Here is an 11,654-nt window from a genome sequence, read left to right as displayed (position 1 = left end):
GTTCCCCGGGGAACAGGCCGATAATCGCACCGAAAGGCGGGAACGGCGCAGCCCGCGCCGGTCCCGCCCGGTAGGTTGTCATCCGTGCCGACCCCCACCCGCCCCCGCCTCGCCGGGCTCGCCGAGCGCCTGCCCGACCGCGTCCGCCAGGGTTACTGGACGAGGCTGGTGCCGGTGCTGGCCCTGGTTGCGCTCGTCACCCACATCCCGTCCTTCGTCCGGCCGGTCTGGAGCCCCGACGAGGGCTTCCTGGCCACCCAGGCCCGGATGCTGGCCGACGGCGGCGTGCTGTACGACACCGTGGTCGACCGGAAGCCTCCGCTGCTGCCCTGGCTCTACCAGGCCTGCTTCGCGGTCTTCGGCTCGGCCTCGCTCTGGCCGCTGCGCACCCTGGCGGTGGCCGCCCACCTGGTCACCGCGATCCTGCTGGCCTCGATCGCCCGCGGCCGCTGGGGCAACCGGGCCGGCGCCGGCGCGGGCCTGCTCTATCTGCTGGTCTCCATCGGGCTCTCGCCGGAGGACACCCAGGCGGCGACCTTCGAGGTCTTCATGCTGCCCGCCATGGTGGCGGCCTTCCGGTACGCCGAGCGGCGCCGCTGGCTGGCCGCGGGCATCGCGGTGGCGCTCTGCTCACTGACCAAGCAGACCGGCGGAGCGGTGCTGCTGCCGGTGCTCTGGATGCTCTTCCAGGACGCCCGCCGGCGCGGCGTGCACTGGCCGCCCGCGCTGTTCAAGATCGGATTCGGCTTCACGCTGCCGATAGCGCTGGTCGCGGTGATCCTCACCAAGCCCAAGGGCTTCCTGTTCTGGGTGGTCACCGGCAGCGGCGACTACGCCTCCTTCGGCGGCGCATGGCTGCAGATGACCGGCCGGGCGCTGGGCAACTCCGCGATCCTGGCCGCGGCCGGGCTGGGCTTCCTGCTGCCGGTCGGCCGCCGGCTCTGGCTGAAGCACCGGCACCGGCCGCTTCCGGTCGCCGGGGAGGAGCACGGCTCCACCGCCGACCTCTGGGTCTGGCTGCTCTCCTCGGCCGTCGCGGTCAGCGTGGGCTTCCACTTCTTCGGCCACTACTACCTGCAGCTGATGCCGCCGCTGGTGCTGCTGGGCACCGGCGCGGTCGCCACCTCGGCGGTCCGCTGGAAGCCCGTCCTGGTGTACACCACGGTCGCCGCGACGGCCTTCTGGACACTGGCGCTGGCCTGGCCGGGGGAGCGGCTGGACCGGACCACGGAGGTGGCCACCGCGGTCGCCGCGCAGACCACCCCCAAGGACACCGTGCTGGTCTGGGGCATGCACCCAGAGCTGTACTGGCTGGCCGACCGGAAGCCGGCCACCCGCTACCTGACCGCGGGTTTCCTGACCAACTACAGCGGCGGCAAGGACGGCAACCTCAACGTCGGCGAGCAGTTCAGCGTCAGCAACGCCTGGCAGACCTTCGACAAGGAGCTGGTGGACAACGGCCTGCCCGAGGTGGTCGTGGACGACTCCGGCCTGGCGCCGTACCAGCCCACCCAGATCCCGAAGATCGAGAACCTGCTGGACACCCACTACGAGATGGTCGGCGTCTTCGCCGACACCGTGGTCTACCGCCTCAAGCGCTGAGGCCCGCCCCGGCGCCGGGCCCCAGCCCCGGCGCGCGGACGCCCGCCCCGGCGCACGGGCGCCCTTCCGTACCACTGCTAGGCGGGCACCGAGGCCACACCCGGGGCGAGGAACCGCTTGCCGTTCACCCGCTCCGAGACGCCCTCACGGTCCAGGTACGGGGTGATCCCGCCCAGGTGGAAGGGCCAGCCGGCACCGGTGATCATGCAGAGGTCGATGTCCTGGGCCTCGCCGACGACACCCTCCTCCAGCATCAGGCCGATCTCCTGCGCCACGGCGTCCAGAGCGCGGTTCAGGACCTGCTCCTCGGTCAGCACGCTGTCGCCGAAGGAGAGCAGCTCCAGCACCTCGGGGTCGAGCACCTGCTTGCCGTCGACCCAGGTGTAGAAGCCGCGCTTGCCGGCCTTGACCACCTTGCCGAGGTTCTCGGAGACGGCGAACCGCTCCGGGAAGGCGCCGTGCAGGGTCTCCGAGACGTGCAGCGCGATGGCCGGGCCGACCAGCTCCAGCAGCATGATCGGCGACATCGGCAGGCCGAGCGGCTCGACGCCCTTCTCGACCGTGGCGATCGGGGTGCCCTCGTCGATGATGCCCTGGATCTCGCCCATGAAGCGGGTCAGGATCCGGTTCACCACGAACGCCGGGGCGTCCTTGCACAGCACCGCGGTCTTCTTCAGCTTCTTCGAGACGCCGAAGGCGGTGGCCAGCGAGGCGTCGTCGGTCTGCTCGCCGCGGACGATCTCCAGCAGCGGCAGGATCGCGACCGGGTTGAAGAAGTGGAAGCCGACGACCCGCTCGGGGTGCTTCAGCTTCGAGGCCATCTCGGTGACCGAGAGGGAGGAGGTGTTGGTCGCCAGCACGCAGGTCGGCGAGACCACGTTCTCCAGGTCGGCGAAGACGGTCTGCTTGACGCCCATCTCCTCGAACACGGCCTCGATCACGAAGTCCGCGTCGGCGAAGCCGGCGGCCTTGTCGAGCGAGCCGGTGACCAGGCCCTTGAGGCGGTTGGCCTTGTCCTGGCCGATCCGGCCCTTGCCGAGCAGCTTGTCGATCTCGGCGTGGACGTAGCCGACGCCCTTGTCGATGCGCTCCTGGTCGATGTCGGTGAGGACCACCGGCACCTCCATGCGACGGGCGAACAGCAGCGCCAGCTGCGAGGCCATCAGACCGGCGCCCACGACGCCGACCTTGGTGACCGGGCGGGCCAGCGACTTGTCCGGGGCGCCGAACGGCTTCTTCGCCCGGCGCTGCACCAGGTTGAAGGCGTAGATGCCGCTGCGCAGCTCGCCGCTCATGATGAGGTCGGCCAGGGCCGCGTCCTCGGCGTCGAAGCCGGCCTGCAGGTCCTCGTCCTTGACCTGGGCGATGATGTCCAGCGCCTTGTAGGCGGCCGGCGCGGCACCGTGCACCTTGGCGTCGGCGACCAGCCGGCCCCAGGCGACGGCGTCGTCCCAGGCCTTGCCGCGGTCGATCTCCTCGCGCTCGACGACCACGTCGCCCTTGAGGACCTTGGCGGCCCAGAGCAGCGACTGCTCCAGGAAGTCGGCCGGCTCGAAGATCGCGTCGGCGATGCCGAGCTCGAAGACGTCCTTGCCCTTGAGCTGCTTGTTCTGGCTCATCGAGTTCTCGATGATGACCTTGACGGCCTTCGCCGGACCGATCAGGTTCGGCAGGATGGTGCAGCCGCCCCATCCGGGGACGAGGCCCAGGAAGACCTCCGGCAGCGAGAAGGCCGGAACGCCCGCGCTGACCGTGCGGTAGGTGCAGTGCAGGCCGACCTCGACGCCGCCGCCCATCGCCGCGCCGTTGTAGAACGCGAAGGACGGGACGGGCAGCGCGGCGATCCGCTTGAAGACCTCGTGGCCGCCCTTGCCGATGGCCAGTGCGTCCGCGTGCTCCTTGAGCAGCTCGACGCCCTTGAGGTCGGCGCCGACCGCGAAGATGAACGGCTTGCCGGTGACGGCGACGCCGACGATCTTGCCCTCGGCGGCCTCGGCCTCGACCTGGTCCAGCGCCGCGTCCAGCTTCAGCAGCGAGCCCGGGCCGAAGGTGGTCGGCTTGGTGTGGTCGAAGCCGTTGTCCAGGGTGACCAGCGCCAGCCTGCCGGCCTGCAGCGGCAGGTCCAGGTGGCGGACGTGGGCGGTGGTGACGACCTCGCCGGGGAACAGCTCGGCGCCACGGGTCAGCAGCTCGGTCGTGGTGCTCATGATCACTTACCGCCCTCGGACTCGGTCTGCTGGGTCGCTCCGCTCCAGTGGGGGTTCTCCCAGATGATGGTGCCGCCCATGCCGAAGCCGATGCACATCGTGGTGAGGCCGTAGCGGACGTCCGGGCGCTGCTCGAAGCGGCGCGCCAGCTGGTTCATCAGACGCACTCCGGAGGAGGCCAGCGGGTGGCCGAAGGCGATCGCGCCGCCGAACGGGTTGACCCGCTCGTCGTCGTCCGCGATGCCGTAGTGGTCCAGGAAGGCCAGCACCTGGACGGCGAAGGCCTCGTTGACCTCGAAGGCCTGGATGTCGTCGATGGTCAGACCGGCCTTGGCCAGCGCCTTCTCGGTGGCCGGCACCGGGCCGATGCCCATCACCTCGGGCTCGACGCCCGCGAAGGCGTACGAGACCAGGCGCATCTTGACCGGGAGGCCGAGCTCCTCGGCGACGTCCTCGGCGGCCAGCAGGGAGGCGGTGGCGCCGTCGTTCAGACCGGCCGAGTTGCCCGCGGTGATGTTGCCGTGCGGGCGGAACGGGGTCTTCAGGTTGGCCAGGGACTCCATCGTGGTGCCCGGGCGCAGCGGCTCGTCCACGGTGGCCAGGCCCCAGCCGGTCTCGCCGACCTCGGGGTTGGTGTTGCGGATCGAGATCGGCACCAGGTCCGGCTGGATGTCGCCGTTGGCGTAGGCCTTGGCGGCCTTCTCCTGCGAGCGCACGGCGTAGGCGTCGCAGCGCTCCTTGGTGATGTGCGGGAACCGGTCGTGCAGGTTCTCCGCGGTCATGCCCATGAACAGGGCGGACTCGTCGACGAGCTTCTCGGAGACGAAGCGCGGGTTCGGGTCGACGCCCTCGCCCATCGGGTGGCGGCCCATGTGCTCGACGCCGCCGGCCACGACCACGTCGTACGCGCCGAAGGCGATGCCGCCGGCGGTGGTGGTCACGGCGGTCAGCGCGCCGGCGCACATGCGGTCGATCGCGTAGCCCGGAACGGACTTCGGCAGGCCGGACAGCAGGGCCGCGGTGCGGCCGATGGTCAGACCCTGGTCGCCGATCTGCGTGGTGGCCGCGACGGCGACCTCGTCGATCCGCTCGACGGGCAGGTTCGGGTTACGGCGCACGAGTTCCCGGATGCACTTGACGACGAGGTCGTCGGCGCGCGTCTCGTGGTAGATGCCCTTCGGGCCGGCCTTGCCGAACGGGGTGCGGACGCCATCGACGAAGACGACGTCCCTCGCGGTACGAGGCACGGGGGCTCTCCTCCCAGGGACCAACAGGTTGAGGTGGGCAGGCTGCCGCCGTCCGTCGCAGTCGGGACGTGAGCGGCGCCGCTTCACGGTCATGCTACCCGTCGGTAACCAGCCTGCCCAGGCCCGGCGGCCGGATCTCCGGATGTGTCCCGCGACACGTCCCCCCGGGACGCCGCTGCAGGTCCGCGGGGACGGCGAAGGGGATGCCGTCCTCGGACGACATCCCCTTCGGTGCAATGCGGCCGAACGGTGCGGCGGTGCGGCGGTGCCGCGGCGGCTGCCGCCCGGCGGGCGCCGACCGTCCTCAGTCCGCCTGCGGCGGCTGGGCCGCGGCCTTGGCGAAGGCCGCGGCGACCACCGGGGCCACCAGGTCGACCTGCCACTGCCGGGCGCCGAGCCGGCGCAGCGCGGCGGCCACGTTGGCGGCGCTCGGGTCGGCCGGCGGCTCCCACGAGACGCGGCGGACCAGGTCCGGGGTGATCAGGTTCTCGGCCGGGAGGTTGTGCGCCTCGGCCAGCTCGGTGACCCCGGCCCGGGCCCCGGACAGTCGGGCGGCCGCCACCGGGTCCTTCTCGGCCCAGGCGCGCGGCGGCGGCGGGCCGTCGTGCGGCGCGGTGGCCGGCGGCAGCTGGTTCTCCGGGACGTCCCGGCCCCGCTGCACGGCGGCCAGCCACTGCTCCAGCTGCCGCCGGTGCACCCGCGGCCCGAAGCCCTGGACGGCCTGCAGCGCGGCGAGGTTGAGCGGCATGGCCAGCGCGGCGTTGACGATCGCGGCGTCGGAGATCACCCGGCCCGGCGAGACGTCGCGCTCCTGCGCCATCCGGTCGCGGGCGAGCCAGAGCTCGCGCACCACGGCCAGCTGGCGGCGCCGGCGGACCTTGTGCAGCTGGGAGGTGCGGCGCCAGGGGTCGGTGCGCGGCGCCGGGCGGGGCGCGGCGGCGATGGCGGCGAACTCCTCCATCGCCCAGCCGAGCTTGCCCTGGGCGTCCAGCTCCTGTTCGAGTGCGTCGCGCAGCTCGACCAGCACCTCGACGTCCAGAGCGGCGTAGCGCAGCCACGGCTCGGGCAGCGGCCGGGTGGACCAGTCGACCGCCGAGTGCTCCTTGGCGAGGCTCAGCCCGAGCACGCTCTCGGTCATCGGCCCGAGGCCGACCCGGGCGAAGCCGGCGATCCGGCCGGCCAGCTCGGTGTCGAACAGCAGCTTCGGGCGCATGCCGACCTCGGCGAGGCAGGGGAGGTCCTGGGTGGCCGCGTGCACGACCCACTCGGCGTCCGCCAGGGCCGCGCCCAGCGCGGCCAGGTCGGGGCAGGCGATCGGGTCGATCAGCGCGGTCCCGGCGCCCGCGCGGCGCAGCTGGATGAGGTACGCCCGCTGTCCGTAGCGGTAGCCGGAGGCCCGCTCGGCGTCGACGGCGACCGGTCCGGTACCCGCGGCGAAGGCGGCGACGACGGCGGCCAGCGTCCGCTCGTCCGCCACCACCGGCGGGATCCCCTCCTTCGGTTCGAGGAGTGGGACCGGGGCTGCTTCTTCTGGGATGGCTGCTACGGCGTCGGTCACCCACCAAGGGTACGACGGTCCTCGCGGCCGGGAGTGTTGTCGGACTGGTCAGACCGGGAGTCCGCATATGCCCTTGTGCTCGCCCGGACGCCGACCGGGGCGGACACGACCGCTGCGGCGGTCTTGAAGGAACGTTCCTCCAAGACCGCCGCAGCGGTCCTGCCGGGTGATCAGTGGATGATGCCGGTGCGCAGCGCGACCGCGACCATGCCGGCCCGGTCCCCGGTGCCCAGCTTGCGGGCGATGCGGGCGAGGTGGCTCTTGACGGTGAGTGCGGACAGTCCCATCGCGACGCCGATCGCCTTGTTCGACTGCCCTTCGGCGACCAGTCGCAGCACCTCGACCTCGCGGCCGGAGAGCTCGCGGTAGGCGGCCTGCTGCGCGCCCGGCGCACCGGGGGCCCCGGGGGCGCCCGGCACACCGGCCGCACCCGGCACGCCCGGCATGCCGGGACGGCGCATCCGGCCGGCCAGGCCGCCGGCGCCGAGCGGCAGTCCGGGGCGGCCGGGCATGGCGACGTTGGTGCGGGTGCCGGTGACCACGTAGCCCTTGACGCCGCCGGCCAGCGCGCTGCGGACCGCGCCGATGTCGTCGGCGGCGGAGAGCGCCAGGCCGTTGGGCCAGCCCGCGGCGCGGGTCTCGGCCAGGATGGTCAGCCCGGAGCCGTCCGGCAGGTGCACGTCGGCGACGCAGATGTCGCGCGGGGTGGAGACCCGGGGGCGGGCCTCGGCGATCGAGGACACCTCGATCACGTCCCGGACGCCGAGCGCCCACAGGTGGCGGGTGACGGTGTTGCGGACACGCGGATCGGCGATGACCACCATGGCGGTGGGCTTGGTCGGACGGTAGGCGACCACGTTTGCGGGGTGCTCAAGAAGGACCGACACCAGGCCTCCTGCGGGGAGTGGCGGACGGAACCCCGATGGGGGCGGTCGGAGTGTTCCGCGTTTGGAAAGGGTCACAGTCTGCTTCGGCAGCTACCGTGCCCGGCTTTAGCGAAAGATCACGATCTAGTGAGTAACAATACGGACAAATCGCGCAGGTGACTGATACGACATGCCTGGAATTCGCACAAAATCGATCACATCTGGAGCGAATCGGTCGACCTTGACCGGACAATTGACGCGGAGCTGATCCGAAGTCACACTCTGTCAGCCCTGGGGGTGGCGCCGGACCCCGCCGACGCCGACCGGCCCGGACGCCACTCGTCAGTGCGAGCGCGGACGCCGGCGGGCGGGCATCGGGACCACTCCGCCGAGTGACGGCACGTCGGCCGCGGGCTGCGGCCCGGGGGCGGCCGGCGGCAGGCCGGCGCTGATGCAGAGCAGGTCCCCCCAGGCCGCGAGGTGCCGTTCGAACCGGCCGTCGGCCGGCGTCCAGGAGGCCCGGATCTCGATCTCGGTGGACGACGCACGGTCCGCCAGCGCGCCGAAGTACTGCGAGGCGCACCTGGTCACCGTGCCGGACGGCTCCGCGTACCCGGCGCCGTGGGCCTGCAGCGCGTCCAGCAGCCAGGCCCAGCCGACCTCGGAGAGCATCGGGTCGCCGGCCATCTCGGGCTCCAGCTCGGCGCGGGTCATCGTCACCACGCGGAAGTCCCCGTTCCAGGCCTCCTGCCCGGCCGGGTCGTGGAGCAGCACCAGCCGGCCGTCGGCCAGCTCCTCGCCGTCCACCTCCACCGCGGCGGTCAGCGCGAAGGCGTGCGGGGCGAGCCGGCGGGGCGCCGGAGCGGGGGAGAGCTCGATCTCGGGGCGCAGCCGCGCCCCCCGCAGAGCCTCGACCGCGGCCCGGAACTCGCTCGGCGCCGCCTCCCGATCCGTCCCGCCACCTGTTCCGCCACCCTGCGCTGGGTGCCCGCCGACCGCTGCCATGACCCGAAGACTAGGTCGAAAACGCGGGTAATCGCCGCAACTTCTGCCTGCGCGGCGTGCCGGGACGGCAAACCGCCCAGATCTTGGAGGAACCGACGAGCCCGCCTGGGAAGGGCGGTGCGGGGCGCGTGCGAAGATTTGAACCGTGAGCGAGACTACGGCAGACACCACGGCGGCCACCCGGGCAGGCGCCCCGGCCGGCGCCGCCCCCGGCCAGCAGCCCCCCGCGCGCCGCGGCGCCGCGCACGACTCGGCGTTCCTGCGCGCCTGCCGGCAGGAGCCGGTACCGCACACGCCGGTCTGGTTCATGCGCCAGGCGGGCCGCTCGTTGCCCGAGTACCTGAAGGTCCGCGAGGGCATCCCCATGCTGGAGTCCTGCATGCGGCCCGAGCTGGTCAAGGAGATCACCCTGCAGCCGGTGCGCCGGCACAAGGTGGACGCGGCCATCTTCTTCAGCGACATCGTGGTGCCGCTCAAGGCGATCGGCATCGACGTCGACATCAAGCCCGGCATCGGCCCGGTCATCGCCGACCCGATCCGGACCGCCGAGGACCTCCGGCGGCTCCGCCCGCTGGAACCGGACGACGTCCCCTACATCACCGAGGCGGTCGGCCTGCTCGTCGACGAGCTCGGCTCCACCCCGCTGATCGGCTTCGCCGGCGCCCCCTACACGCTGGCCAGCTACCTGGTCGAGGGCGGCCCGTCCAAGAACCACGAGAACACCAAGGCCATGATGTACGGGCAGCCCGAGCTCTGGGCCGCCCTGGTCGACCGGCTGGCCGACATCACCTCCGCCTTCCTCAAGGTGCAGATCGAGGCCGGAGCCTCGGCCGTCCAGCTCTTCGACTCCTGGGTCGGTTCGCTCGCCCCGGACGACTACCGCCGCTCGGTGATGCCCGCCAGCGCCAAGGTGTTCGACGCGGTGGCCGACTACGGCGTGCCGCGGATCCACTTCGGCGTCGGCACCGGCGAGCTGCTGGGACTGATGGGCCAGGCCGGCGCGGACATCGTCGGCGTCGACTGGCGGGTGCCGCTGAACGTCGCGGCCGAGCGGGTCGGCCCCGGCAAGGGCCTGCAGGGCAACCTCGACCCGGCGGTGCTGTTCGCGCCGACCAAGGCCGTCGAGACCAAGGCCCGCGAGGTGCTGCACGCCGCCCAGGCGCTCGGCACCAGCGGCCACATCTTCAACCTCGGCCACGGCGTGCTCCCGAGCATGGACCCGGACGCGCTCAGCCGGCTGGTCGAGTTCGTGCACGAGGCCAGCGCGCGCTGACGCCGGTCCGGTCGGCACGACCCGGTGGCGGGCTCCCTCCGAGGGGAGGGGCCCGCCAGGGCCGTACCGGGTGCGCTCAGGCCTTCCGGCGCTCCCCGTCCGCCTCCTCCCGCGGGCCCGGGAGGTGCTCCGGCATCGGCGGCACCGGCTGCACCGCGGAGCCGGCGGTGCGGGCCCGGCGCCGCCGGAGCAGCAGGACCGCCAGCGCCGCAGGCCCGGCCACCAGCAGGAACGGCGCCGCCGCCGCGAGGGCCATGGCCAGCACGCGGACCACCGTGACCAGGGCGTGCCAGCCGCCGCCCAGCGCGGAGCCGACCGAGGACCAGAAGCCCTCGTCCTGCCCCTTCCTGACGTCCGGCTGGTCGTGGACGGGCTTCGGCTCCCGCCGCACGTCCAGCGTGATGGTGGAGAGCGACGTCCGGGCGGAGAGCTCCTTCAGCTGCTTCTGCAGCGATTCGAGATCCGCCTCGCGCCGGCTCAGCTCACCCTCCAGGCTGGTGATCTCGGCCAGCGTGCCGGCCTGCGCCATCAACGCCCGGACCCGGTCGACGCTCGCCTGCTGGGTCTGCAGCCGGCTCGACACGTCCGCCACCTGCTGGGTCAGGTCGTCCGCCTGGCTCCGCCGCGACAGCACCTCGCCGAGCGCGGCGAACTGGTCCAGCGTCTGCTGGAACGTCGCCGACGGCACCTTGACCGTGAGCTGGCCGGTCTGCCCGGCGTTCTCGTCGCCCCCGCCGCTCAGCGTCTCGCCGCCGACGTAGCCCCCGGCGGCCGAGGTCAGCTCGCGTGCCTTCGCCAGCACCGAGGCGACGTCCTCGCCGCGCAGCGACAGCTGCGCCGTGTAGGCGATCAGGCGGTTGTCCGCCACCTGGACGGTGCTCGGCTGCCCCGCCCCGCCGGCGGGCCTGCCCGCTGACTCGCCGGCCGCGGCGCCCGCGCCGGCCCCGCCCGGCGAGGCCGCCACCGGGGGCGCGGCCGCCGGCGCGGCGGCGTCGCGCTTGGCGCTGTCGCTCGCCACGACGGACCCGCCGCCGGCGCTGCACCCCCCGACCAGCACCGCCGCCGCGACCACCACGGCCGCCGCCGCCCCGGCTCTGCGCCCTGCCCCGCGCACTTCTCGCACCACGATCGAGCCCTCCCCAAGTCCCTTGGCCGGCGCCCGGATCCGGACGCTCAGCCCATTGGACGGAGCCCCCGTCCGATCGGACCCGCCCCGGAGGTCGCAACTCCGTCACGGCTCGGCCGCGGCCCGGACAAGGCCCCGGGCACGGGCCGGTCTCGCTACTGTTGGGCTCATGAGCGAGCTGCCGGAGTGGATGTACCCGCCCAGAGAAGAGGGCTGGATCGCCGACGACCTCGACCACCTGCCGCAGGCGCCGCGGCACACCGAACTGATCGACGGAGCCCTGGTCTTCATGATGTCCCCGCAGCGCTCCTGGCACAGCCGAGCAGTCACCGGGCTCACCGCCGCGCTGGAAGACCTCGTCCCGGACGGCGTCCTGGCCGAGCGCGAGATGACGATCAAGCTGGACCGGCGCAACCGTCCCGAACCGGACCTGGTGGCGGCGGAGGCCGAGTACGACCCGGACCGTACCTGGTACGCGCCGTCCGACGTGGTGCTCGTCGTCGAGGTCGTCTCGCCGGAGTCCGCCGATCGTGACCGCAACGTGAAGGTGCGGAAGTACGCGGAGGCCGGTATCCCGCACTACTGGGTGATCGAGGAGGAGAACGGCCTGCCGGTCGCGCACGTCTTCGAGCTGGAGACCTGCACGGCCTCGTACGTCTCGGCCGGGATCTTCCGGGGCCGGCTGAAGCGGCCCGTGCCGTTCCCGGTCGACATCGACCTCGATGCCCTGGTGCCGGTGCCGAAGCGGACCAAGCGGGCGGATTGAGTCG

9 protein-coding genes are annotated in these 11,654 nt (G+C 72.8%); 3 read left to right on the top strand and 6 right to left on the bottom strand.

The annotated features are described in order from the left end of the window. Positions 1-84: 84 nt before the first annotated feature. Positions 85-1,602 carry an ArnT family glycosyltransferase gene (locus tag ACF9IK_RS10830; RefSeq protein ID WP_395294020.1) on the top strand — a complete coding sequence of 506 codons (1,518 nt, stop codon included), beginning with the start codon at positions 85-87 and terminating at the stop codon, positions 1,600-1,602. 77 nt (positions 1,603-1,679) lie between these two features. On the opposite strand, the gene ACF9IK_RS10825 is transcribed toward ACF9IK_RS10830, so the two are convergent. The 5 genes from ACF9IK_RS10825 to ACF9IK_RS10805 all read right to left on the bottom strand — a co-directional run bounded on the left by ACF9IK_RS10825 (position 1,680) and on the right by ACF9IK_RS10805 (position 8,485). Continuing rightward, positions 1,680-3,809 carry a 3-hydroxyacyl-CoA dehydrogenase NAD-binding domain-containing protein gene (locus tag ACF9IK_RS10825; protein WP_395294019.1) on the bottom strand — a complete coding sequence of 710 codons (2,130 nt, stop codon included), beginning with the start codon at positions 3,807-3,809 and terminating at the stop codon, positions 1,680-1,682. A 2-nt stretch (positions 3,810-3,811) separates the two neighbouring features. Next, on the bottom strand, positions 3,812-5,056 hold the full coding sequence (locus ACF9IK_RS10820; RefSeq protein ID WP_395294018.1) for a thiolase family protein: 1,245 nt from the start codon (positions 5,054-5,056) through the stop codon (positions 3,812-3,814). 304 nt (positions 5,057-5,360) lie between these two features. Then, the gene (locus tag ACF9IK_RS10815; protein WP_395294017.1) at positions 5,361-6,614 is read right to left on the bottom strand and encodes an HRDC domain-containing protein; all 1,254 of its coding nucleotides are present in this window, start codon (positions 6,612-6,614) and stop codon (positions 5,361-5,363) included. A gap of 170 nt (positions 6,615-6,784) precedes the next feature. Next, positions 6,785-7,501, bottom strand: coding sequence for a response regulator transcription factor (locus tag ACF9IK_RS10810; RefSeq protein ID WP_313765886.1), 717 nt, complete (start codon positions 7,499-7,501; stop codon positions 6,785-6,787). Positions 7,502-7,822: 321 nt separating this feature from the next. Beyond that, positions 7,823-8,485, bottom strand: a complete 663-nt coding sequence (locus tag ACF9IK_RS10805) for a DUF3000 domain-containing protein (protein ID WP_395294016.1) — start codon at positions 8,483-8,485, stop codon at positions 7,823-7,825. 259 nt (positions 8,486-8,744) lie between these two features. On the opposite strand from ACF9IK_RS10805, the gene hemE reads away from it, so the two are divergent. Continuing rightward, a complete protein-coding gene (gene hemE, locus ACF9IK_RS10800; RefSeq protein ID WP_395298537.1) occupies positions 8,745-9,758 on the top strand; it encodes a uroporphyrinogen decarboxylase in 1,014 nt (337 codons plus the stop codon). A 76-nt stretch (positions 9,759-9,834) separates the two neighbouring features. Here hemE and ACF9IK_RS10795 read toward each other — a convergent pair whose 3' ends face one another. After that, positions 9,835-10,884: a DUF4349 domain-containing protein gene (locus ACF9IK_RS10795; RefSeq protein WP_395294015.1), complete on the bottom strand. Its 1,050-nt coding sequence runs from the start codon at positions 10,882-10,884 to the stop codon at positions 9,835-9,837. Between the two features lie 169 nt (positions 10,885-11,053). On the opposite strand from ACF9IK_RS10795, the gene ACF9IK_RS10790 reads away from it, so the two are divergent. Beyond that, a complete protein-coding gene (locus ACF9IK_RS10790; RefSeq protein ID WP_395294014.1) occupies positions 11,054-11,650 on the top strand; it encodes a Uma2 family endonuclease in 597 nt (198 codons plus the stop codon). The last annotated feature ends 4 nt before the right edge of the window (positions 11,651-11,654 follow it).

The organism is Kitasatospora hibisci, from assembly GCF_043950205.1.
Lineage (GTDB): Bacteria > Actinomycetota > Actinomycetes > Streptomycetales > Streptomycetaceae > Kitasatospora > Kitasatospora hibisci.
Note: the sequence above shows the minus strand (reverse complement) of the source record. Positions and strands in the feature narration are given on the sequence as shown.